This window comes from Amycolatopsis sp. CFH S0740 (assembly GCF_004522315.1).
In the GTDB taxonomy this organism is placed as follows: domain Bacteria; phylum Actinomycetota; class Actinomycetes; order Mycobacteriales; family Pseudonocardiaceae; genus Amycolatopsis; species Amycolatopsis nivea.
Genome location: NZ_SDLS01000018.1, coordinates 103,611 through 126,126, shown reverse-complemented (window position 1 = coordinate 126,126; position 22,516 = coordinate 103,611). Strand labels below are relative to the sequence as shown.

General features: G+C 70.1%; 25 protein-coding genes. 12 read left to right on the top strand and 13 right to left on the bottom strand.

Going from position 1 to position 22,516, the window contains the following annotated elements:
- Window positions 1-111: 111 nt before the first annotated feature.
- The gene (locus tag EIZ45_RS27805) at window positions 112-786 is read right to left on the bottom strand and encodes a TVP38/TMEM64 family protein (RefSeq protein WP_134666395.1); all 675 of its coding nucleotides are present in this window, start codon (window positions 784-786) and stop codon (window positions 112-114) included.
- Between the two features lie 37 nt (window positions 787-823).
- On the opposite strand from EIZ45_RS27805, the gene EIZ45_RS27800 reads away from it, so the two are divergent.
- The 3 genes from EIZ45_RS27800 to EIZ45_RS27790 all read left to right on the top strand — a co-directional run bounded on the left by EIZ45_RS27800 (window position 824) and on the right by EIZ45_RS27790 (window position 3,731).
- Window positions 824-1,846, top strand: coding sequence for a DNA polymerase domain-containing protein (locus tag EIZ45_RS27800; RefSeq protein ID WP_134666393.1), 1,023 nt, complete (start codon window positions 824-826; stop codon window positions 1,844-1,846).
- 192 nt (window positions 1,847-2,038) lie between these two features.
- On the top strand, window positions 2,039-2,431 hold the full coding sequence (locus EIZ45_RS27795) for a DUF6221 family protein (RefSeq protein WP_134666391.1): 393 nt from the start codon (window positions 2,039-2,041) through the stop codon (window positions 2,429-2,431).
- Window positions 2,432-2,735: 304 nt separating this feature from the next.
- Entirely contained in the window at window positions 2,736-3,731 is a 996-nt protein-coding gene (locus tag EIZ45_RS27790) for an LLM class flavin-dependent oxidoreductase (RefSeq protein ID WP_134666389.1), read from the top strand.
- On the opposite strand, the gene EIZ45_RS27785 is transcribed toward EIZ45_RS27790, so the two are convergent.
- The gene (locus EIZ45_RS27785) at window positions 3,728-4,384 is read right to left on the bottom strand and encodes a maleylpyruvate isomerase N-terminal domain-containing protein (protein WP_037819037.1); all 657 of its coding nucleotides are present in this window, start codon (window positions 4,382-4,384) and stop codon (window positions 3,728-3,730) included. The genes EIZ45_RS27790 and EIZ45_RS27785 overlap by 4 nt on opposite strands.
- A gap of 40 nt (window positions 4,385-4,424) precedes the next feature.
- Entirely contained in the window at window positions 4,425-6,017 is a 1,593-nt protein-coding gene (locus EIZ45_RS27780; RefSeq protein WP_107051211.1) for a CdaR family transcriptional regulator, read from the bottom strand.
- A 117-nt stretch (window positions 6,018-6,134) separates the two neighbouring features.
- Here EIZ45_RS27780 and pruA point away from each other — a divergent pair, with 117 nt between their 5' ends.
- A complete protein-coding gene (gene pruA, locus EIZ45_RS27775; RefSeq protein WP_043838313.1) occupies window positions 6,135-7,763 on the top strand; it encodes an L-glutamate gamma-semialdehyde dehydrogenase in 1,629 nt (542 codons plus the stop codon).
- Window positions 7,764-7,778: 15 nt separating this feature from the next.
- Entirely contained in the window at window positions 7,779-8,708 is a 930-nt protein-coding gene (locus EIZ45_RS27770; RefSeq protein WP_043838311.1) for a proline dehydrogenase family protein, read from the top strand.
- A 75-nt stretch (window positions 8,709-8,783) separates the two neighbouring features.
- Here EIZ45_RS27770 and trxA read toward each other — a convergent pair whose 3' ends face one another.
- Window positions 8,784-9,155 carry a thioredoxin gene (gene trxA / locus EIZ45_RS27765; RefSeq protein WP_134666387.1) on the bottom strand — a complete coding sequence of 124 codons (372 nt, stop codon included), beginning with the start codon at window positions 9,153-9,155 and terminating at the stop codon, window positions 8,784-8,786.
- An 87-nt stretch (window positions 9,156-9,242) separates the two neighbouring features.
- Here trxA and EIZ45_RS27760 point away from each other — a divergent pair, with 87 nt between their 5' ends.
- On the top strand, window positions 9,243-9,482 hold the full coding sequence (locus EIZ45_RS27760) for a DUF2630 family protein (protein WP_037819206.1): 240 nt from the start codon (window positions 9,243-9,245) through the stop codon (window positions 9,480-9,482).
- Window positions 9,483-9,547: 65 nt separating this feature from the next.
- Window positions 9,548-10,135: a TetR/AcrR family transcriptional regulator gene (locus EIZ45_RS27755; RefSeq protein ID WP_134666385.1), complete on the top strand. Its 588-nt coding sequence runs from the start codon at window positions 9,548-9,550 to the stop codon at window positions 10,133-10,135.
- Between the two features lie 450 nt (window positions 10,136-10,585).
- Here the strand turns inward: EIZ45_RS27755 and EIZ45_RS27745 are convergent, their stop codons facing one another.
- The 7 genes from EIZ45_RS27745 to EIZ45_RS27715 form a co-directional block, all read right to left on the bottom strand.
- A complete protein-coding gene (locus tag EIZ45_RS27745; RefSeq protein WP_051173058.1) occupies window positions 10,586-12,085 on the bottom strand; it encodes an alpha/beta hydrolase in 1,500 nt (499 codons plus the stop codon).
- A gap of 162 nt (window positions 12,086-12,247) precedes the next feature.
- A complete protein-coding gene (locus EIZ45_RS27740; RefSeq protein WP_134666383.1) occupies window positions 12,248-13,321 on the bottom strand; it encodes an ATP-dependent DNA ligase in 1,074 nt (357 codons plus the stop codon).
- A 26-nt stretch (window positions 13,322-13,347) separates the two neighbouring features.
- Window positions 13,348-13,947 carry an alkaline shock response membrane anchor protein AmaP gene (locus EIZ45_RS27735; RefSeq protein WP_134666381.1) on the bottom strand — a complete coding sequence of 200 codons (600 nt, stop codon included), beginning with the start codon at window positions 13,945-13,947 and terminating at the stop codon, window positions 13,348-13,350.
- The gene (locus EIZ45_RS27730) at window positions 13,947-14,480 is read right to left on the bottom strand and encodes a DUF6286 domain-containing protein (RefSeq protein WP_134666379.1); all 534 of its coding nucleotides are present in this window, start codon (window positions 14,478-14,480) and stop codon (window positions 13,947-13,949) included. Before EIZ45_RS27730 ends, EIZ45_RS27735 begins: the two co-directional genes overlap by 1 nt.
- The gene (locus EIZ45_RS27725; protein ID WP_037819025.1) at window positions 14,480-14,866 is read right to left on the bottom strand and encodes an Asp23/Gls24 family envelope stress response protein; all 387 of its coding nucleotides are present in this window, start codon (window positions 14,864-14,866) and stop codon (window positions 14,480-14,482) included. The genes EIZ45_RS27730 and EIZ45_RS27725 overlap by 1 nt, the downstream gene beginning before the upstream one ends.
- The gene (locus EIZ45_RS27720; protein WP_009075692.1) at window positions 14,863-15,039 is read right to left on the bottom strand and encodes a hypothetical protein; all 177 of its coding nucleotides are present in this window, start codon (window positions 15,037-15,039) and stop codon (window positions 14,863-14,865) included. The genes EIZ45_RS27725 and EIZ45_RS27720 overlap by 4 nt, the downstream gene beginning before the upstream one ends.
- Window positions 15,040-15,214: 175 nt before the next feature.
- A complete protein-coding gene (locus EIZ45_RS27715) occupies window positions 15,215-15,670 on the bottom strand; it encodes an Asp23/Gls24 family envelope stress response protein (protein WP_037819023.1) in 456 nt (151 codons plus the stop codon).
- Between the two features lie 204 nt (window positions 15,671-15,874).
- Here EIZ45_RS27715 and EIZ45_RS27710 point away from each other — a divergent pair, with 204 nt between their 5' ends.
- Both EIZ45_RS27710 and zapE read left to right on the top strand, forming a co-directional pair.
- A complete protein-coding gene (locus tag EIZ45_RS27710) occupies window positions 15,875-16,360 on the top strand; it encodes a hypothetical protein (RefSeq protein ID WP_134666377.1) in 486 nt (161 codons plus the stop codon).
- A gap of 132 nt (window positions 16,361-16,492) precedes the next feature.
- Window positions 16,493-17,536, top strand: a complete 1,044-nt coding sequence (gene zapE / locus EIZ45_RS27705; protein ID WP_134666375.1) for a cell division protein ZapE — start codon at window positions 16,493-16,495, stop codon at window positions 17,534-17,536.
- On the opposite strand, the gene EIZ45_RS27700 is transcribed toward zapE, so the two are convergent.
- On the bottom strand, window positions 17,478-18,059 hold the full coding sequence (locus tag EIZ45_RS27700) for a phosphatase PAP2 family protein (RefSeq protein WP_240690768.1): 582 nt from the start codon (window positions 18,057-18,059) through the stop codon (window positions 17,478-17,480). The two genes, zapE and EIZ45_RS27700, sit on opposite strands and share 59 nt — an antisense overlap.
- Window positions 18,060-18,125: 66 nt before the next feature.
- Here EIZ45_RS27700 and EIZ45_RS27695 point away from each other — a divergent pair, with 66 nt between their 5' ends.
- From EIZ45_RS27695 to EIZ45_RS27685, 3 genes are all read left to right on the top strand, one after another.
- The gene (locus EIZ45_RS27695) at window positions 18,126-19,259 is read left to right on the top strand and encodes a serine hydrolase domain-containing protein (protein ID WP_134666371.1); all 1,134 of its coding nucleotides are present in this window, start codon (window positions 18,126-18,128) and stop codon (window positions 19,257-19,259) included.
- Window positions 19,260-19,294: 35 nt separating this feature from the next.
- Window positions 19,295-19,645: a hypothetical protein gene (locus tag EIZ45_RS27690; protein WP_134666369.1), complete on the top strand. Its 351-nt coding sequence runs from the start codon at window positions 19,295-19,297 to the stop codon at window positions 19,643-19,645.
- 62 nt (window positions 19,646-19,707) lie between these two features.
- Complete coding sequence (locus EIZ45_RS27685) at window positions 19,708-21,186, top strand: hypothetical protein (protein WP_134666367.1); 1,479 nt, start codon at window positions 19,708-19,710, stop codon at window positions 21,184-21,186.
- Window positions 21,187-21,219: 33 nt separating this feature from the next.
- On the opposite strand, the gene rocD is transcribed toward EIZ45_RS27685, so the two are convergent.
- Window positions 21,220-22,458, bottom strand: a complete 1,239-nt coding sequence (gene rocD / locus EIZ45_RS27680) for an ornithine--oxo-acid transaminase (RefSeq protein ID WP_134666365.1) — start codon at window positions 22,456-22,458, stop codon at window positions 21,220-21,222.
- Window positions 22,459-22,516: the final 58 nt, after the last annotated feature.

Genomic DNA, 22,516 nt, shown 5'->3' with positions numbered 1-22,516 from the left:
GGTGTCGATGACGCCCGCTCCTGACGAAAGTCCCGTGATCGTGGTCGTGCGCAGCGCGGATACCCCTCGCGCACCCGAACGAGTGTAGCGGTCGGAAGTACCTGCCCGCCGTCAGCCAGCCGGTGCCGACGGCACGGGCGCCTCCGGCTCGGCGGCGGGGACGCGCTTCCGCAGCACCCGCACCAATCCTGCCGCGCCGAGCGCGGCGAAGACCGCGTAGCAAGCCAGCAAAGCGGGCGGCGTGTCGCCGGTCAGCGCGTCCGCGAAAACGACCACCGCGATAGTTCCGGGGACGCTCCCGAGCGCCGTTCCGGCAAGGTACGGAACGAGTTTCACGGACGAAACGCCGCACAGGTAGTTCATCGCCGAAAACGGGACGACCGGGATCAACCGCAGCGACGTGATGGCGAGCACGCCGCCGTCGGAGAGCCGGTCGTTCACGGCTCGCACCGGTGCGCGGTGCAGGTGCCGCAGGATCAGGTCCCGGCCGAGGAGCCGGGCCAGCCCGTACGCCAGCCCGGCGGCGATCGTGGTGGCCGCCAAGGCGATGACCACTCCCGCGACGCTCCCGACGAGCAAACCGGCGGCCAGATTGAACACCGTGCGCGGGATCGGTGCGACGGTGAGCAACGAGTAAGCCACGAGGAGCGCCAGCGGAGTCATCGATCCGGTCTCCGCGGCCCAGGTGCGCAGCTGTGCCGGTCCCGGAATCGGCAGCCACAGCGCGGCGGCGCCGAGAAGAGCTAGCACGACCAGGGCGGCGATCAGCTTGGTTCTCCCGGACACCCCGCCACGGTACGGCACTCGCGGCTACGGTGGCCGCATGGCCAAAAACGGCGATCCGGTCGAGTACCAGGTGGGGGAGCGCACCGTCCGGGTGTCGAGCCCGGACAAGGTCTACTTCCCCGAACGCGGCATCACGAAGCGGCAGGTGGTCGAGTACTACCTCGCCGTGGCCGATCCGTTGCTGCGCGCGATCGGCGAGCGGCCGACCACGCTGAAACGCTACGTCGACGGCGTCACCGGCGAGTGGTTCTACGCCAAGCGCGTGCCCAAGGGTGCGCCGGACTGGCTCGAGACCGCTCGGATCACCTTCCCGTCCGGCCGCACCGCCGACGAGGTCTGCCCGACCGAACCCGCGGTGTTCGCCTGGGCGGCCAACCTCGGCACGTTCGACTTCCACCCGTGGCCGGTCCGCCGTCCTGACCTGGATCATCCGGACGAACTGCGGATCGACGTCGACCCGCCGGAGCGCGCCGGGTTCGCCGACGCGGTCGAGGTCGCCGGCGTCGTCCGCGAGGTGCTCGCCGACGCCGGGCTCACCGGCTACCCGAAGACCTCCGGCGGCCGCGGCGTGCACGTCCTCGTGCGGATCCGCCCGGAATGGGACTTCATCGCGGTGCGGCACGCGGTGATCGCGCTCGGCCGCGAGGTCGAACGGCGGATCCCGGACAAGGCGACGGTGTCCTGGTGGAAGGAGGAACGCGGCGGCCGCGTCTTCCTCGACTACAACCAGGCGGCCCGGGACCGGACGGTCGCCTCCTCCTGGTCGGTGCGCGGCACCCCGCGCGCGACCGTGTCGACCCCGCTGACCTGGGATTTGCTCGCCGACGTCGACCCGGACGACTTCGACGTCCTGACCGTCCCCGGCTTCCTCGCCGAGCACGGCGACCTCCACGCGCCGATGGACGAGAAGGCGTTCGGCCTGGAGACGCTGCTGGAGTGGTACGAGCGCGACGACCGCGATCTCGGCGGTGCGGAACTGCCGTACCCGCCGGACTACCCGAAAATGCCTGGCGAACCGAAGCGAGTGCAGCCGAGCAAGGCCCGATCCGACCAGGCGTGATCGTCCGATCGCCGGGCGTGTTCACTCTCGGTGATCAACATTGCGGGGAATTTCGCGAATGTTTCCGCAGGTCGCACTGGTTTTTCCGAGGTCGATTACCGTGAGGTGCACCGCTAAGCGGTAACGCGCCGGGGTCGAGGTGCGACTATTGCCGGAACCGGAGGGGAGCCGGGACCGGAGGAGGGAGACGTCGTGGACGACCTGATCGCGTTCCTGGCCGCGCGCGTCGGACAGCGGCAGGCGCTGATCATGCAGGCGGTGCAGAAGGGCAAGGCCGGCGAGTCGCTCAACCGCGGCGAGGCCAAGGTCGGGCTCGAGGAGCGGGTCCGCTCCCTTGGCGACCTCGAACTCGACGTGGTCAACCAGATGATCAACGAGATCGAGGCGACGCGGCGGATCATGCTCGCGCATCGGACCACGGTGTCGGAGAAGGTGCCCGGGTTTCCGTTGTACGGCAGCGAGTATTGGTGTGAGACCTGTCATGTGCCCGCGGACGAGGCCGGGTCGAATTGGTGTTTGACGTTGCGGTTGCTGGCGTTGCCGTATGCGGATCATCCGGATTACAGCGAGCGGTGGAGGCCCTGAGCGGGTTCGGCTCGTCGCCTGGCGGCGACATCGCGCTCGCTGTGGGGGCCCGCCACCCCGAAGTTTGATTGTGCTGACGGTCGGTGGGTGCTTGTCAAGGCGGGAAAGATGCCTTGACAAGCACCCACCGACCGCAGGGATGCTTCGGATCGGGGTTGCGGGCGGTGTGGGTGCCTCGATCGTTGGGTGCGTCGGTGCCTGTTTAGGGCCGTGAGGGGAACCCTCGGGGAATCTGGGGCTGTGAGGGTGGCCCTCACTGACGGTCGTGAGGGGCGGGAATTCGCGCTTGGCGAATGGCGTTGCCGTGGGCGTGGACGTTCCGATTTCCGTGCTGGACCGGTCGCCCGTGCGGCGAGGGCGGGGGACCGCGCAGGCGATCCGGGACACTGTCGCGTTCGCGCGTGACATCGAAGCTCTCGGCTATCACCGGTTCTGGGTTTCCGAACACCATGGCGTACCTGGGGTCGCCGGGTCTTCGCCTGCGGTGCTCGCGTCCGCCGTTGCGTCTGCGACCTCGCGTATCCGGGTCGGGTCCGGGGGCGTGATGTTGCCCAATCATCGGCCGCTCGTGGTTGCTGAGCAGTTCGGGATTCTGGAGTCCTTGTTCCCTGGGCGGATCGATCTCGGGATCGGGCGTTCGGTCGGGTTCATCGAGCCGGTGCGGCGTGCGCTTGGTCAGGGCAAGGACGCGGCCGACGGCTTCGACGGGCAGGTTCGCGAGCTTCTCGCGTTCTTCCGGGGCGAGCACGACGGGGTGCACGCGATCCCGGCCGAGGGACTGTCGGTGCCGGTGTTCTTGCTCGCGACTGGTGCGGGTGCGGATCTCGCGGCTGGGCTCGGGTTGCCGCTGGTGATCGCTCCGGCGCATGGGCAGCGTGCGATGGTCGAGGCGATTTCGCGGTACCGCGAAGCGTTCCGGTCCGATGTGGACGATCCCTATGTCGTCGTGTCGACAGCGGTCGCGGTGGCGGACACCGCGGAGGAGGCTCGGCGGCTGCTGGTGCCCGAGGCTTGGTCCACTGTGTACTCGCGCAGCCATGGCGTTTTCCCGCCGCTTTCGCCTGCGGACGAGATTTTGGCGCTGCCGATGACCGACCGCGAACGCCGTCGTCTCGATGACACGTTGGCCGGGCAGATCAGTGGCACTCCGGACGAGGTCGGCGCACGCCTTGCGGATCTGGTCGACTCGACCGGGGCGGACGAGTTGCTCGTCAGCACCAGTACGTACGACCCGGCGGCGCGCGTCGAGTCGTTTGCCGCGCTTGCTGAGTTGACTGCGGCGGAACGGCTTTCGGTCTAGCCGAGGACGATCGGCAGCTTCTCCGTCAGCGACCCCAGTGCCGCTTTTTCCTCGTCGGTCGCGGCACGGCGGCCGGTCGCTACCAGGAGTGCGGCTTGGTCGTCCAGTGCTGCCGAAAGTGGCGAACCCAGGGCGGTTTCGACGGTTCGCCGGGTCGCGGCCAGGCAGTCTGCGTCTGGACCGTCCACTCCGGACAGATGCATGACGAGGTCCAGGTGGTGCAACGTCGCTTCCACGACGTAGGTCTCGAAATAGTCCGCGACCGTGAGCACGTAGTCGCGGGTTTCGACCTTCGACGCCGGGTCCGCGAGCGCGGCGGCGCGTCCGGCTGCCTGGGCGAGGTCGTCGAAGTGGTGCGCCAGCCAGGCGGTGGAGCCGTAGCTGAGCGCCGCGCGGCGGGTGAACAGGCCTTCTTCGTCCAAGCCGGTCGGCAGGTCGGTGCCGAGTTCCCAGTATTGCGCGGCGGTGTGCGTCGGCTCGCCTTCGGCGGGGGTCGCGAGCGTGATCAGGATGTCCTGCGCGTCGATGACCAGGTGGAACACCAGATCCTGCACCAGCCAGCCGGTGCATCCCGACGGGGCCAGCCACTGCCCGCCTTCAAGCGATTTCACGGCGTTCTGAAGTGCGTTCCAGGAGCGGAAGAAGAGGTCCACGACGGCACTTTAGCGATCACGAACCCCCGCGGCATCCGATTTACAGCCGCAGCAACAGTTCAGTGAGCAGCCGCTGAGCCGGATCAGTCAGGTCGATCCCGGACACCTCCGACGCCCGCCGCACCCGGTAGCGCACGGTGTTCGGGTGGATGTTCAGCGAGCGCGCGGCCGTGCGGACGTCGCCGAAAGCGTTCAGATACGCCAGCACAGCGGGGATCAGGATGTCACCGTGATCGGCGTCGTGGGCGCGCAGTTGCGCGAGCCGCGGATCACGCAACCGGGGTTGATCTCCCAAGTAGGCCAACACTTCCGACAGCAACACGTCAGCCCGGACGTCAGCCAGCGACGCGACGTCGGACGGCCAATGACCGCGCGTCATCGCCATCAGCACCCGATCGGCGTCGCCGCGCGACAAGGCTGCGTCCGACAGACTCGGCACGACCCCGCCGAGCGCGGCGCGGACCGGGGCGTCGAGGTGTTTCCGTGCCGCACCAACGATTTCCTTCGCCAACGCCAGCACTGGCGCATCCGAGTGTTCCGGCAGATCCGGGAGCAACGCGTACACCCGGCCGCCGAGCACGCTCACGAGCGCGGTCCGCCGATAGGCCGCGGTGTGCACGGCGATCAGGTGCACCAGTTCGGCCCGGCGCAGCAACCGGTCCGAAGCGGCCGTCGTCTGCTGCCGGGAAAGCGTGAACGCCAAAACCTGTGCTGGACGCGCCGGATCGGCACCGATGTCGTCTGCGACCGACTCGGCGTCGACGCGTCCTTCCAGCAGCCCGGCGAGCAAATCTTCGCGCAGCCGAAGTTGCGGATCGGGCAGAGTTCGGGCGCGGATCAGTTGCGGGGCAAGGGTTCTGCTCGCGCCGAGCAGCGCCACCTCGGCTTGTTCGGTCAGCGGCTGCGCGCCTTCCTGGACCCAGATCGTGCCGAGCGGCTGCGATCCGGCGTGGATCCCGGCGGCGATGCGGCGGCGGATTCCCAGCTCCGGGCGCTCGTCCACGCGCACGATTCCTTCGCCGGCCCGCAATCGCTGGTAGACGCCCCATTCGCGGAGGATCGCGAGGTACCGTTCCGGTCCTTCGCGGCCCAAGATCGACAACCGCCGCAGCTCGTCGACCTCGTCGCCGGCTCGTGAATACGCCAGGACGCGGCTCGCGGTGTCCTCGATGCTGACCAGGCCGCCGGTGAGCGTCGCGACCGTCTGGGCCAGCGCGAACAGGTCGCCGAGCACCTCGCCGGTTTCCGCTTCGCCGCCCGCCCGGGCCGCGTCGACGACCCCGCGCGCCAGCGCCTCGACCTGCTCCCACCGCGCCTCCGCGCCGACCGTGAGCAGCGCGACGCCAGCGTCCGCCGCGACGTCCGTGCCGCCTTCGCCCTTCACCGCCACCGCGGCCGCTCCGGCGCGTCCGGCCGCCCGGATCGCCGCCGCTGCCGACCGGCCGCGCGCGCCGATCACCAGGACCAGGTCGCCGGGGTGCGTTTCGGGCGGGTCCTCGGGGTCGAGGATCACCACGTCCTGCACCGGAACGCCCAGTCCGCGCGGCGCGACGAGCACCCGCACGAGCGGTTCGCCGAGCGTCGCGAGCACGTGCCGCAGCGAGGCGCCGGCGAACGGTTCGGCGGCCGTCATCGCGTAGGCCGATCGGACAAAACCATATGGGCGATTCTAGCCGCTTGAACAAACCCCTGAACGCCGCGCAGCGTTATCTTTCGGGCATCCGACGAGTAAGCCAACGAGGGAGCCGCCGTGGACGCCGTGACCCAGACCCCCGCCCCGAAGAACGAGCCGGTGCTGACGTACGCGCCGGGCAGCGCCGAGCGCGCCGAGCTGGAGGGTGCGCTGAAGAAACTGGGTCAGGCCGGTCCCGTCGACCTGACGGTCACCGTCGGCGGCGAGCAGCGCGCGGGCGGCGGCGAGAAGATCGACGTTGTCCAGCCGCACAACCACGGCCACGTCCTCGGCACCATCCAGAGCGCCACGAAGCAGGACGCGACCGACGCGATCGCTGCCGCCGCGAAGGCCGCTCCGGAGTGGCGCGCGCTGTCCTACGACGACCGTGCGGCGATCCTGCTGCGCGCCGCTGACCTGCTGAGCGGCCCGTGGCGCTCGACGCTGAACGCGGCCACCATGCTCGGTCAGTCGAAGACCGCGACGCAGGCCGAGATCGACTCCGCGTGCGAGCTCGCCGACTTCTGGCGCTTCAACGTCGCCTTCGGCCGGAGCATCCTCGACCAGCAGCCGGTCAGCTCGCCGGGCGTGTGGAACCGGATGGAGCACCGTCCGCTCGAGGGCTTCGTGTACGCGATCACGCCCTTCAACTTCACCGCCATCGCCGGCAACCTGCCCACCGCGCCCGCCCTGATGGGCAACACCGTGCTGTGGAAGCCGTCGCCGACGCAGAGCTTCGCCGCGCACCTGACCATGCGGCTGCTCGAAGAGGCCGGCATGCCGCCGGGCGTGATCAACCTGCTGCCGGGCGACGGCAAGGCTGTCTCCGAGGTCGCGCTGACGCACCGCGACCTGGCGGGCATCCACTTCACCGGCTCCACCGCGACCTTCCAGCACCTGTGGGGCACTGTCGGCGCGAACATCGCCGGCTACCGCAGCTACCCGCGTCTCGTGGGCGAGACCGGCGGCAAGGACTTCGTGCTCGCGCACCCATCGGCCGACATCGACGTGCTTCGCACCGCGCTTGTCCGTGGCGCCTTCGAGTACCAGGGCCAGAAGTGCTCCGCCGCTTCGCGTGCGTACGTGCCGCGCAGCGTCTGGGAGCAGCTGAAGGACGGCCTTGCGTCCGAGACCGCCGCGCTCTCGTACGGCGACGTCACCGACCTGTCGCACTTCGGTGGCGCGGTGATCGACCGTCGGGCCTTCGACAAGCACGCCTCGCTCTTCGAGCGCGTTAAGAACGACAGCGAGGTTGAGATCCTCGTCGGCGGCACTGCGGACGACAGCGTCGGCTACTTCGTGCAGCCGACCGTCCTCGTGTCGACGAACCCGAAGCACGAGATCTTCAGCACCGAGTACTTCGGCCCGATCCTGTCGGTCTACGTGTACGAAGACGCTGACTTCGACGCCGTGCTGCAGCTGGTCGACGAGACCGCTTCGTACGCCCTCACCGGCGCCGTCATCGCGAACGACCGCACGGCCGTCGCGAAGGCTTCGCAGGCGCTGCGGTTCGCCGCGGGCAACTTCTACGTCAACGACAAGCCGACCGGCGCGGTCGTCGGCCAGCAGCCGTTCGGCGGGGCGCGCGCCTCGGGCACGAACGACAAGGCCGGCTCGGTCTTCAACCTGCTCCGCTGGACGAGCCCGCGCTCGATCAAGGAGACGTTCGTGCCGCCGACCTCCGTGCGCTACCCGCACCAGGGCTGAGAAGGAGACACCGTCATGCTGCGTGCCCCGTTGCTCGCCGCCGCTCGTTCGCAGCGGATGCGTGCGCTCGTCGAAGCGGTACCGGTCACCCGGTCCGTAGTGCGCCGGTTCGTGTCCGGCTCGGCTACCGCCGACGCCGTGCGCGCCGCACGGGAACTGGCCGCCGACGGCCGGAAGATCACCATCGACCACCTCGGCGAAGACACCACCGACGCCGCACAGGCCACCGCCACCGTGCAGGCGTACGAGGAGTTGCTGACGGCGCTGTCCGAACAGGGCCTCGCCAAGGGCGCGGACGTCTCGGTGAAGCTGTCCGCGGTCGGGCAGTTCCTGCCGGGCGACGGCGAGGGCGTCGCGCTCGAAAACGCGCGGAAGATCTGCGCGGCGGCCGAAGCGGTCGGCGCGACAGTGACGCTCGACATGGAGGACCACACCACCACGGACTCGACGCTCGGCATCCTCCGCGAGCTGCGCGCCGAGTACCCGTGGGTGGGCGCGGTCCTGCAGGCCTACCTGCACCGCACCGAGCAGGACTGCCGCGAGCTGTCCGGTCCCGGGTCGCGCGTGCGGCTGTGCAAGGGCGCTTACGCCGAGCCGGAGTCGGTGGCGTTCCAGGACAAGTCCGAAGTGGACAAGTCCTACGTGCGCTGCCTGCGCGTGCTGATGGAGGGCAAGGGCTACCCGATGGTGGCCTCGCACGACCCGCGGATGATCGCGATCGCGGGCAAGCTCGCCGCCGACGCCGGCCGCACGTCCGGCGACCACGAGTACCAGATGCTGTACGGCATCCGGCCCGAGGAGCAGAAGCGGCTCGCGGCCGAAGGCGAGACGATGCGCGTGTACGTGCCCTGCGGCGACGAGTGGTACGGCTACTTCATGCGCCGGCTGGCCGAGCGTCCGGCGAACCTCGCGTTCTTCCTGCGCGGGCTGGTCACCCGGTCCTGAAACGCTGCGAAGGCCCGGCACCCTGGTGGGTGCCGGGCCTTCGTGTTTCCCCGGGTTGCGCCTGTGGCAGCGGGCTCAGGCCTGCTCGGCTTCTTGCGCGGCGGCGGCCTTGCGCACCTCGTCCATGTCGACCTCGCGGGCCTGGCGGATGAGGTCCTCCAGCGCGGCTTCCGGAAGGGCGCCGGGCTGGGCGTAGATGAGGGTCTTGTCGCGGATCACGGCGAGCGTCGGGATCGAGCGGATGTTGAACGCCGCGGCGAGCTGCTGCTCGGCTTCGGTGTCCACCTTCGTGAAGGTGATGTCGCTGTGCTTTTCCGACGCCTTCTCGAACACCGGCGCGAACTGGCGGCACGGGCCGCACCAGCTTGCCCAGAAGTCGATCAGCACGAACTCGTTGTCGGTCACGGTCTGGTCGAAGTTGTCCGCGGTCAGTTCCACTGTGCTCATGCGTGGTCCAACGAACGAATCGGGTGGGGAATTCCCCGGGGCGCGGTAGCGTCCTGGTGGGTGTCCGACGCTTCCTTGGAGGTTGATGTGGCTGACGGGATCTTGGGACGGATCGACGAGCTGATCGCGCAGGAGAAGGAACTGCGCGACCGGGCGATCGGGGTCGGGCTGTCCTCGGACGACCGGGAGCGGCTCCGCCGGGCCGAAGAGGAGCTCGACCAGTGCTGGGACCTGCTGCGGCAGCGCCGGGCCAGGGTCGAGTTCGACGACGATCCGGACGAGGCTTCGGTCCGGTCGGTGGGCGAGGTCGAGGGATACCGGCAGTAGGCTTTCAAAAGCTAACGGTTAGCTTTTGGCAACCGGTCGGATTTTGTGACTGATAGCATCCGCGGATGAGTGAGCCGTCCGGGCGGCGCGAGCGCAAGAAGGCTGCGACCCGCCAGAAGATCGCCGACACCGCGCTCCGGCTGTTCCTCGAGCGCGGGTACGACGAGGTGGGGATCCGGGACATCGCGACCGAGGCCGACGTCGCCGTGACCACGGTCTTTTCGCATTTCGCCTCGAAGGAAGCGCTGGTCTTCGAGCAGGACTCGAACTTCGAGGAAAGCCTGCGCGGCGCGGTCGAACGGCGGTCGTCGGCGGAGGCGCTGATCCCGGCGCTGCGGGACGAGATCCAGGCGCTGGTGCGGCATTGCACCGCGGACAGCGTCGCGCCGGTCTGGCGGATGATCGACGGGTCGCCCGCGCTGCGGGAGTACGAGGAGTCGATGCGGCTGCGGCACGCGGAGTCGCTGGCCGCGGCGATGGCGGCTGACCCCGGTCTCGAGCGGACTCCGACGGCGTGCCGGGCGATCGCGCGGTTCGTGGTCGACGCCTACTCGGTGGCTCGAGAGGCGGCTGATCCGGAGGCCGCGGTGGGCGAGGTTTTCCGGATGATCGAGGCGGCCTGGGCGGCTGCCAGTCCTGCTGTGTCCCGTTAGGACCGTCTCCCGCGCGTTTGCTGCCTTTCTGGTCGCGAGTGGCGGAATTCGGTGCGCTGTCGGCGTTTTCGGCACTCCCGGTGAAAATCTCGGTCTCATGTGGGTGAGCGGATCCCACCGGGTCGAGCGATGCGCTGTCGAACAGGTGTTCGAGATACTGGATGGGTGTTCGAGACGACTTCGGCGGGACAGCCCCGGTTCCGCCACCTCAGACCTCAGCGGGGATTGCTCAGCCGGATCAGCGGGCTGGTGCGCGGCTGGCGGCGCTATCTCGGCGAGAGGGAGCCGTTCGACAGACGCGCTGCGCACACGACGCGGCGCGAGCGGCTCCGCGCCCAACCTGTTGCTCGGCGACGCCGCGATTACCAAGCGGCCGCACCTGCGGCTGATCACCAAACAGCAGGCCGACTGCGCGTACTCCGTCTCGCAGGTCGCCAGCCAGGCCGGTCCCTAGGCCGGACAGAGAGTGCCGTTGTCCGGAATCTTGCCGTCGATCAGGAAGGCCTGCGCGGCTGCGGTGACGCAGGAGGACTGGCCGACCGCGCCGTGCGCGACACCCTGCCACGTGACAGTCACGGCGCTGGGCATCTGATCCGCGGCCCGGGTCGTGCCGATCTGCGGCGTGACCGGGTCGGTGGCGGTAGCGGCCACCAGCATGGGCGGGGCGCCTGGTGCACCGGCAGGAGGCAGTGCCTCGCGGCGGACCGGCCAAGCGCCGCACCAGGCGAGCTCCTGGGCGACCGCAGCGCCGAACTGCGGGTATTTGGCGCGCATGGTGGCGGCGGCGCGGTCCAGTTGATCGGCGGGCAGCCGCGTGGTCGAGTCGTTGCATCGGGTCGCGATGGTGCCGCCGATGCGCGACGTGCGGCCGCGGACGTCCGCGACGATCGGATTCGCGAAGCCGGCCAGCGCGGTGACGTCGCCGTTCTTCGCGGCGTTCAGCGCGTCGGCGAGAGCGGGCCAGTTCGACCGGTCGGCGAGTCCTTGGTACACCGCGTAAGTCGCCACGCCGGGGCTCATCGTCACGCCGTCGTCAGTGTCCACAGGGGACGTACGGAGCCGGTCGGTCACGGTCTTCAGCGCGACCTTCGCATCGCCCATCGGGCAGTTGCGGGCGGCGCAGTCGGCGGAGAAGGCGTCGAACGTCGACTGTGCGCCGGCGGCCACCGCGTCGAGCACCGCCGCCCGGTCGGCGCCCGGGTCCGGGATGCCGTCCAGCACCATGCGGCCGACCTGCGCCGGGTAGCGCACCGCGTACTCCGAAAGCACCTTCGAGCCGTCACCGCGGCCGAGCGCGTTCAGCCGGTCGAGGCCGAGTTGTTTGCGCAGCTGGTCGAGGTCCCCGGCGGTACGCCAGCTGTCCAGCGCGGTCTGCGCGGTGTCGAGGTCGAGCGCGCACTGCTGACCGGCGCGGCGAGCCGCGTCGAGCACCTCGCCGAGGCCGCCCTGCGCCGGGTCCGCGCCCAGCAGGTCCGAACGCACTTCCAGCGGCACGCACTGCACGCCGCCGGACAGCCCGGTGCCGCGCCGGTCCACGCCGATCAGCGAGAACTTCTTGAGGAACTCCGGCGGAAGCCGGGTCGCCAGGCGCGCGGCGAACAGCGAGCCCGGCTCGCCGCCGACGTCGTTGACCACCACGAGCGGGATCGGTCCGTCGCCCGCCTTGAGCACGAAGATGCGGGCGAGCAGGTGCTGCGAGTCCTCGGGCGCGTCGAGCGGGGACGTCATGCGCGCGCAGCTGACGTGCAGCGAATCGGGCAGTGCCGGAGCGGCCATCCGCTGCCGGGTGTCCGCGTCGCAGTTGGCCCATCGCAGGGCGGACTTCTTGGGCTCGGCCAGCGGCGGCAACGGCACAGCGGCAGTGCTCGGGGGCGGCGCGGTGGTGGCGCGTCCGTCGTTGTCGATCACCGCGGGGCGCACGGAGGGACCGCTGGTGCACCCGGCCAGCATGAGCACTCCCAGCGTCGCCGCCACCAGCCGGGCGCGCGTACGGGAACGGCTGGGGGAACGGCGGTGCACGGGCTGGTCCTCACGTCTGCTCGGCGGAACTCTCGGACGAGCTTGGCACGCGTGGTGTGGGAAGCCAGTGAGCGGGTCCTGCGGCGTGTCCGGTCAGCGGGTCCGCACGACCTCGCCCCGGAACACTGCCGACAGGTCGTACCGGGCAGGCTCGTCCAGCTGCGAGTAGCCGCACGACGACGGCTCCCGGTCCGGCCGCCAGCGCGCGAACTGGGCGGTGTGGCGGAAGCGCGACGGATAGCCGCCCTCCGTGTGCTCGTACGAGACCTCCACCACGCGCTCCAGCCGCAGCGGCACCCACGGCTGTTCCTTCGACCGCCAGCGCGTGATGCCGCCCGGGATCCGCTGGCCCTCGCGGACCGCGTCGCCCAGCCACGGATGCCCTTCGCCGTCCGTGATCAACGGGGCCAGCTCCTGCGCCAGCTCGCGGCGGCGCGCGACCGGGAACGAACCGACCACGCCGACGTGGTGCAGCAGCCCGTTCTCGTCGTACAGGCCCAGCAAAAACGAGCCGACCGCTTCGCCCGGCTCGCCGTCCACGTGCCAGCGCAGGCCCGCCAGCACGCAGTCCGCGGTGCGGGAATGCTTGTACTTGAACAAAACCCGCTTGCCCGGCGAATACGGCTCGTCCAGCGGCTTGCCGATCACGCCGTCCAATCCAGCCCCTTCGAACAGCTCGAACCAGCGCCGAGCAGTCTCCGGATCGGTCGTCGCCGGCGTCAGCGCGATGCCCGAAAGGGACTCGAGCCGTTCGCGGCGCGCCGAGGTCGGCTCGTCCACAAACGACTCGTCGCCCAGCGCGAGCACGTCGAAAGCCACGAACTGCGCCGGCGACTGCTCGGCGAGCAGCTGGACGCGACTGTCCGCCGGGTGGATGCGCTCGGTCAGCGCGTCGAAATCGAGCTTGCCGTCGCGGGCCACCACCAGTTCGCCGTCGAGCACGACGCGCTCCGGCAAGGATTCCCGCAGCGCGGCGAGGACTTCCGGGAAATACCGGTTCAGCGGCTTCTCCGCGCGCGACTGCAGGGTGATCTCGTCGCCGTCCCGGAAAACCAGGCAGCGGAACCCGTCCCACTTCGGTTCGAACAGCAGCCCGCCGGAATCGGGAATGGCTTTCGCCGGCTTCGCCAGCATGGGCTTGATCGGTGCCTGCACAGGGAGCGCCATGCGGGCATTCTGGGCGAAACGCGGGATCAGCGCACGCGTGCCGAGCCGGTCGTGTCGAGTTCGAGCCGGACCGCGGTCGGCAGGGTCTCGACGCCGAGCGATTCCCTGGCCCTCGTCAGCACGTACGCGTCGAGGTCTTCCCACACCCGCCGGACTTCCGCGCCCTCGGCCAGCCAGAGCGTGATCCGCAACGCCGGATCGGCCACGGTGCCCACCGAACGGACGCGAGCCCGGGTAACCCCGTCAACGCTCTCCGCGTCCGTTTGCACGGCGTTCGCCAGCGCTCCGGCCGTGACAGTCAGCTCCGCGCCGATCGTCTCGTCGAGCTTCAGGTCCGGACGGCGTTCCGGGCGCAGCGAACGGAAAAACCACCATAGGCCGAACACGAGCAGCAGCAGCCCGAGCACTACTGCACCGATCCGCGCGTACAGCGCGTGGTCGCCGAGCCAGCCGACCGCGATCGGGTCGAGTACCGGCCGGTGCCCGCGGAACTGCCCGAGCCACCCCATGCCGACCACCAGCGCTCCGGCACCAGCCAGCACACCGAGGACACCGACCAAGGAGGTCAGCGTGCGCTCGGTGCCGTACGAACGGCCTTGCGCGCGACGCGCCGCGGAAGCGCTCATCACCGGTCCTTCGGAGAGTCGACGACCACGGACACCTTCGGACGACGCTGCAGCGGGAGGTCGTCCAGCACCCCCGCGACGGTTTCCAACAGCCGCGGCCGCAGCTGTTCCTCGTTTTCCAACCGGCTTGTCGCGCGCACGCGCACCCGGCGGGAGCTGGCCGTCACGGACGCGCCGCGCACGTTGTCCTCCGCGCGCACCGCCAGCCCGACCAAGCGCGCGAGAGCTCGCGGCGAGGTGTTGACGGTGATCCCGTCAGCAGGATCGGTCATCCGCACCGCGCGGTCGCCTGCGCCGAGGGCCAGCAGCAGGAGCACAAGCCCGGCGAGCAAGACGATTCCCGCGGTGAGCCGCACTGGCGTGCTGGTCCAGTCCAGCTCGGCGATCGCGGCTTTCCACCGCGGCCAGGGCACGACCAGCGGTTCCTTGTCAGGCTGCCACCAGGCCCACCCGACCTCGAGCGCTAGCAGTGCGCCACCTGCCGCGACGGCCAGGCCGAGCAGCGTGGACAGAAGACGGACGAGGATGCGCATCATCGCACCCTCGGCGGCACGTCCGGCAGCAACGCGGTGACCGTCACCGCGACCGAACGCACGTGATAGGAGGTGATGCGTTCGACCTCTTCGACGACCTTCTCGCGCACCTGCCCGGTCACCTCGCGCACCGGTGCCGGATAACGCAACGCGAGATCGAGGGACAGCTCGACGTCGTTGTCCGAGCCGCCGACCTTCGCGGAGGCACCGGTGGTCCCGGTGCTGACCCCCGCGACGCGGCGCTCAGTGCGCATCGTCCCGGGCACCTGGTCGGCGGCGTGCTGCGCGACCTTGCGGACCACGGCGTGCGCGATGGTCAGCGAACCGCGCTCGGCGGGCTCCGGAAGGTCGTTGCGGGACGGCCCTGCCTCGACCGCCTGGGTCACTTGTCTCGGCCCTTCCCGAACAGGTCGCCGAGGTCGAGCTCGCCGTCGAGGACCCGGCCGACCACGAGCCCGATGATGCCGACCGCGAAGGTCACCAGGAAAGCGGTGAATCCCTGTGTGGCGGCCAGGCCGAGAATCAGCCCGGCGAGGATCCCGGTCTGCGTAGCGTTCAACGTGCGCCCTCCTGGGATGTCTGTGCTGCGGTGATTGCTGGTGCTGCCCGTGTTCGGTTTGGCGGGCGTTTTCGCGGCTGTGGCTCACGCGGTGCTTCAGGACCGCCGCCCGGCCTGTGCCCCTGGGACCGGACGTGGGCGGGTGCCGCAGCCGACGCACCGGTCGGTCACGAGGTCATTCGACCCGGCTCGACTCGGGTTCGTCCTCTTCGCCGGGCAGGTGGACGTCGTTGACCGCGATGTTGACCTCGATCACCTCGAGCCCGGTGATCTGCTCGACGGAGGTGATGACGTTGCGCCGCACGTCGCGGGCGACCTCCGCGATGCGCGCGCCGTACTCGACGACGACATCGAGGTCGATCGCGGCCTGCTTCTCGCCGACCTCGACCGAGACGCCCGCGGTGGAGGTCGCGCCCGACCCCGGGATCCGGTCCCGGATGGCCCCGATCGCCCGCGACACCCCGCCGCCGAGCGCGTGCACCCCGGCGACCTCGCGCGTCGACAGCACCGCGATCTTCTGCACGACCAGCGACGAGATCGTGGTGCGCCCCGCGGTGTCCGTCTGGTCAGCCGCCGCCAGCGCGGAAGACGGGACAGCAGTAGGCACATCGGGCCGGTTCGTGCTCGGCATGGTTCCTCGCTCCCTGTATGCGGACATGGCGCGTCCAGTGTCACCGCGAGCGGCCCGCGGCGCCGGAGACGTGCCCTCCGAAAGGACCTCCCGACCGGGCGAAAACTCACGCGGCATCCCTCGAATGGGTGAGTCGCCAGCCAGCCCGGCCCGCCCCGCGACGCACCGCATCCGACCGGCAGCCCACCTACTGACCCTCGCGCGATGGCTGCCTCGGCGGAAGCGCTGCTGCCCCGCACGCCGATGACCGACCTCGCCCGCCACGATCCGCCGCTCCTGCCGGACCAGCGACGCAGCCCGCTCCAGCACAGCGGAACGGCCGCCGCCTCGCCGTTCGCGCCGGGGCGGTGGCACACCTCGATCCCAGTGCCGCGGTGGCGGGCGACCTCGCCGCTCGCGCTGGTCTGGTCGCACACCCCGATCCATCGCTCCGGTGCTGCGGGGCCCTCGCCGTCCGCCAGGCCGCGCGCGGCTCGGTTCAGCGCGGTGCCCGGCCACTTCGCCGCTCGCGCTGGTCTGGTCACGCGCCTCGGGCCGGTGCCGCGGTGCCGGGTGGCCTCGCCGCTCGCGCCGGTCTGGTCACACCGCTGCTCCAGTGCCGCAGCGCCGCACCGAGCCACTTCGCCACCCGCCCCCGCAGCGCAAGCCAGACCCGGTGCCGGAGCCCTGACCAGCGCGGCACCGCGGTGACAGTCACCACACGCATCCCGCCTCACCGGCCCCCTCTGCGCCCGAAGGCGGCTCCGACCGGCGGATTTGCCCTTCCCGGCCCGGTCGAGGCGCGCCCAAGGGGCCGGGGCCGTCCGGATAGGCTCTTCCACCATGCCCGCAGCTGCGCTGACCGACCGGTTTCCCGAGCTTGGGGCCGACGAGCTGATCGCGTCCCTCGTGCCGCCGCCGCGGTTTGGCGAGGCTCGGTTTTCCACTTACCTGCCCAACCCGGACGAGCCCAGCCAGGCGGCCGCGGTCGAAGCGTGTTCTGCGTTCGCTTCGCGGATCGGGGCGGCGAAGGCCAAAAAGTCCCGGCTGCGGTCGCTCTTCGGCGGCGGGGCGGCGATTCCGGACGGGCCGATGGGGCTTTACCTCGACGGCGGCTTCGGCGTCGGCAAAACCCACCTCCTCGCGTCGACGTGGCACGAGACTCCTGGGCCCAAGGCGTACGGGACGTTCGTCGAGCTGACGCATCTCGTCGGCGCGCTGGGGTTCGCCAACGCGGTCGCGCGGCTCTCCGAGCACCGGTTGCTGGCGATCGACGAGTTCGAGCTCGACGATCCCGGCGACACCACGTTGGTCAGCCGGCTGCTGCAGGAGCTCACCGACGCGGGCGTCTACGTCGCGGCGACCTCCAACACCCTGCCGGACAAGCTCGGCGAGGGGCGGTTCGCGGCGGAGGACTTCCTGCGCGAGATCCAGGCGTTGTCGCGGCGGTTCGGCGTCGTCCGCGTCGACGGGCCCGACTACCGGCACCGCGGGCTGCCGGATGCGCCTCCGCCGGTCAGCGACGAGGAGATCGACGCTTCCGCGGCCGCGCACGAAGGGTCCACTGTGGACGAATTCAGCGCCTTGATGACGCATCTCGAGCGCCTGCATCCCTCGCGCTACGGGAAGCTGCTCGACGGGGTGCGGCGGGTCCACCTCAAGCACGTGACGCCGGTGCCGGACCAGATGGTCGGGCTTCGGCTGGTCGCGTTGGCGGACCGGCTGTACGACCGGGCGATTCCGGTGGTCGTGTCCGGCGTGCCGCTGCCCGAGCTGTTCGGCGAGGAGATGCTGAACGGCGGTTACCGCAAGAAGTACCTGCGTGCGATCAGCCGGTTGACGGCTCTCGCGCGCGACGCGGTGACAGCGCCGCCCGCAGCGCGGTGACCACTGCGGGGGCGAAGCAGACGCCGCCGACGATGTCGGTCAGGTAGTGGTAGCCGAGGCCGATCATGCCGATGGCTGCGCAGCAGACCAGCACTGCGCCGACCGCAACGGCGACAGCCTTGAACCGCACCAGCAGCACTATGACGGTCAGCACGGCTAGCAGGCTGACGGTGTGGCCGCTGGGGTAGGCGAGCGTGCCGCCTTTCCAGCGGTCGAAGGCGGGTTTCAGCGCCCAGCTGTTCAGCGCGATGGCGACGAGTGGGCCTGCCACGGCGAGTAGTGCGTCCAGGCGATTGCGTTGGTAGAGGCAGATGCCGGCGATGACGACGACGGCTGGGATGAGCACGTACGGCTCGGTGGGCAGCACAAGCGTGTTGAGCAGGGCCGGGCTCAGCGTCGAGGCGTGCCTCTCGGTCCATTGGTCCACTGTGCCCGGTGCGTAGGGGGCGACTAGCAGTCCCAACGCAAGCGTGGCGAGCGCGCAGAGCGCGGCGAAGAGGGCGAGAGTCCGCCTGGCGGTCACAGATCGGAGCCTAGTCACATTCACCGCGGCGCGCGGGTCCTTCTTTCGACACTGATTGGAGGGCTGATGGGGGACACCGAAATCCACGGGACTGTCGCGGACGGCTTCGAGGAGGTTCGCGAGGAGTTCGTCACCGCGGCTGAGGCGAGTGCGGGCGTGCAGTTGGCGGTCCGTGTGCACGGGCGGCTGGTGGTTGATCTCTGGGCGGGCGACGTCACGGGCGAGACGCTGACCGGCGTCTATTCCTCGGCCAAGGGGGCGACCACGCTGGTGGTGGCGTTGCTCGTGCAGGACGGCGTGCTGGACCTGGACGAGCCGGTCGCGCGCCATTGGCCGGAGTTCGCCGCTGCGGGCAAGGGCGGGATCACGGTGCGCGACGTGCTGACCCATCGTTCCGGCGTGATCGGGGCGGACGGCGGGCTGTCCGCCGAGGAGCTCGCGGACGATCGGGTGATCGCGCGACGGCTGGCCGGGCAGCGGCCGTTCTGGCGGCCGGGGTCTGCTTACGGCTACAGCGGATTCGCCGGGTTCTCGATCGTCGCGGAGGTGGTCCGGCGGGTCACCGGGCGGTCGGTGCAGGAGCACTTCGAGACGCGGATCAGGGAGCCGTACGGCTTGGACCTGTACCTCGGACTGCCCGAACAGGAGGATCACCGGTACCGCGAGGTGCTGGCGGGGGAGGCCAGCGCCGAGGAACTCGCGGCGTTCCAGGCGTACGTCCCGAGTCCGTACAGCTTGGGCGGCATCGGCTACGGGCTCGATTCGACGCCGCCGCTTGATCAGGTGGCGTTCGTCAACACGCGGCAGGTGCGGGCGCTCGGGCAGGTTTCCGCTGGTGGGGTCGGCAGCGCGCGGGGGCTGGCTGGGCTGTACGCGGCTGCGGTGTCCGGTTTGGACGGACGGCCGCCGCTGCTCGAACCCGGCACGCTCGGCGAGTTCGCGATGCTTCATTCCGCCGGCCGCGACCTGGTGACCGGGGATGCGGGCCAGTACGCGCTCGGGTTTCAGGCGAAGGGGTTGCGGTATCCGTTCCTCAGCGCGAATGCGTTCGGGCACAACGGATCTGCCGGGTCCGAGTCCTTTGTGGATCCGCGCAGCGGCATCGCGTTCGGGTACACGCGGCGGCAGTTCTCCGCGACCTGGTCCTATCCGGAACACGACCGGCTGGCTGCGGCAGTCCACGCGGCGGCCAGCCGGTGAGCGCCGGGTAACCGCCGTGATGCGATGCTTGTCCCATGTCGCTGTTCTCGCGCCGTCCGGCCGAAACCCCGTCCGGCCCGTTCCGCTTCCGGATCTCCGAGATCTACCAGATCCCGACGCGGGGCATCGTGGTCACCGGCACGGTCACCGACGGCACGGTCCAGGTCGGCGCGAACGCGGTGGTGCAGCTGCCCGGCGGCGCTCGCCAGGTCGTGGTGACGAGGATCGAAACGGCGCGCCGCAAACGGCAGTCCGCGGAAGCCGGTGCCGAGGCCGGGCTTTACCTGTCCGGTCTCAGCACCGGCGACATCCCGACGGTGCCGGGCGGCGACGGGCAGCAGCAGGACAACAACGCGCTGAGCGGCGTCGAGGTGACCTCGGCCTGAACGGACACTCTGTGTGAGCATTACCTCTGGTGTCTTCACGCGGAGTGCAGTAAACACCCATTGTGCTCAATTCACCCGAACCGCGGCGGTCGTCGGTGATCCGGCTGATCCGGTTCCTGCGGCTGGGGTACGCGGTGCCGCTCGGGCTCGCGATCGCGGGCGTGATCGGCGGGTTCGTCCTCGGTTACGGCTGGTATATCGCGGCCGGGTCGGTCGGCGTCAGCCTCACGATCATGGTGCTGATCCTCGGCAGCATCGCCCGGTCGCTGCACGGGACCGCGTCCCCGCAGAGCAGGCGGTTCGTCCAGAAGCACGGCGATCGTGCGCTCGCCAAGATCGAACGACTGGAGACGACCGGGACGCAGGTCAACGACGCCTATGTGACCGAGTTGAAGCTGGTCGTCGCGCCGCCGAACGAGGCCGCGTACCGGGCGACGGCTCGGGAGTTGATCCATCCGGTGCGGTCCGCGGCGTATCAGCCGGGCACGGTCGTCGTGGTCAAGCAGAGTCCGCGGTACGCCGGGGTGGTCGTGGTGGATGCCGATCCGCCGCGGGAATGGACTGAGCGGCCGTGGCAGGTCGGGGTCATCGGCGACGAGCGCACGCCGGAACCCGAAGCGCGGCAAGGGAATGCCGTCGGACGGCTGGCGATGGCGGTGGTGAGCGCGGTCGTCATCGCGGCGGCGCTGCTGGTGCCTATCCGTGACGACGTCCTCGGTCAGCTTCTCTCCCCGCCGAACCTGTTCACTGCGGAAGATTTGCGCGCTGGAGTGGCGAAACTGTCCGCCGAGAGTGAGCGTTTCGATGACCTGACAGTGGAATCGGACCAGCTGCGCGCCACCGTTCCTGGGGCGTACCTCAGCTATCGCGGCGGCACGGTCAAACGCGACTCGATCAGCACTGGCAAGCCGGACAAGCAATTCGCCGCGAACGAGGTCGATTTCGCCGCGATCCCCGGCCTCGTCGCGAGTTTCGGGGGCGACCCGGCGGACGCTCGCGTGAGCATCCGCCGCGAGGACGTCGGGATCACCATGACAGTCCGGTCGGCCAACGACAGCGACCGCCAGTTGGTCGCGGACGCGAAGGGCGTACCGGCGCTCACCTCGGACGCGTTCACGGAGAACGGTTTCCGGCAGGTCGCCGAGTTGCTGACCAAGCTGAGCGGCCGTCAAGAAGCGTACGAGGCGATCATCCGGACCGACCACGTCGAGTTCCAAGTGCCTGGCCCGGGGCCGGGCACTTCGGACGACTACGACTGGTATCGCGGCCGTCTCGTCGAACACCGGCCCTCGCCGATCCAGCCGGATCCGGGCGCACCGCTGTTCGCGTTGTCGCAGCTGTCCCCGAAGGCGCTGCCCGCGATTCTCGCGAAGGTGGACGAGCGCATGCCCGGCTTTCCTCGCGACAAGATTTCGGTGGCGCTCAGGGAAAACGACGGAACGTGGAGCCTGACCACGTCCGTCGAGGACGAGTACGGCCGCGGCATCGAGGTGACCGCTTCGCCGGACGGGTCGACGGTCGCGGTGATGCCCACCCGGTGACCGCCGCCCGGAAAACGGCGGTCACCGAGCAGGTCAGCCGCGCACGACCTGGGCGATCGCGTCGACGCCGCGGTCCAGTTCGGCTTCGGTGATCACCAGCGGCGGCGCGACGCGCAGCGTGCGGTCGTGCGTTTCCTTGCACAGCACGCCCAGCCCGGCCAACGCCTCGGACGCCTCCCGTCCGGTCGGACCGCCGGGCGCGATGTCGACGCCTGCCCACAGACCGCGTCCGCGCACCTCCGACACGCCGTCGCCGACCAGTTTCGCCAGCCGTTCGTGCAGGTGCGCGCCGAGTTCGGTGGATCGCTTCTGGTACTCGCCGGTCTGCAGCATCCGCACCACGGCGCGGCCGACCGCGCAAGCCAGCGGGTTGCCGCCGAAGGTCGAGCCGTGTTCGCCGGGCTTCAGCACGGCCAGCACGTCGCGGCTGCCGACCACCGCCGACACCGGGACGATGCCGCCGCCGAGGGCCTTGCCCAGCGTGTACAGGTCAGCGCGGACGCCTTCGTGCTCCAGCGCCAGCACAGTGCCGGTGCGGGCGAGACCGGACTGGATCTCGTCGGCGATCATCAGCACGTTGTTCTCGTCGCACAGCCGTCGCACCGCGGCGAAGAACCCTTCGGGCGGCACGACGACGCCTGCCTCGCCCTGGATCGGCTCCATCAGCACTGCTGCGGTGCGCGGCGTGATGGCTGCCTTCAACGCTTCGGCGTCGCCGTACGGCACCTGGACGAAGCCCGGCGTGAAGGGGCCGTAGTCGGCGCGCGCGGTTTCGTCGTCGGAGAACGAGACGATGGTGGTGGTGCGGCCGTGGAAGTTCGACGCCGCGACCACGATTTCCGCCGTGCCCGCCGGAACGCCCTTGACCTGGTACGCCCACTTGCGCGCGACCTTCACCGCGGACTCCACGGCCTCGGCCCCGGAGTTCATCGGCAGCACCATCTCGGTGCCGGTCAGCTCGGCGAGCTCGCGGCAGAACAGGCCCAGCTGGTCGTGGTGGAAGGCGCGGGAGGTGAGCGTGACGCGGCCCAGCTGCTCGGTCGCGGCGGCGATCAGCTCGGGGTTGCGGTGGCCGAAGTTGAGCGCGGAGTAGCCGGACAGGAAGTCCAGATAGGACTTGCCGGCCACGTCGGTCACCGAAGCGCCCTCGGCTTCGGCGATCACGACCGGCAGCGGATGGTAGTTGTGCGTGCTCCATTGCTCGTCGAGCGCGATGAAGCCGTCGGAGGAGGAGGGACGCGCGGTGCCGGCAGGCTGGACGGACGCTGTCATGCGTTCAGGCTAGAGGCCGTTCGCGGGGAGTTCAGCCGGGAAACGTTGCTTTCCCCCG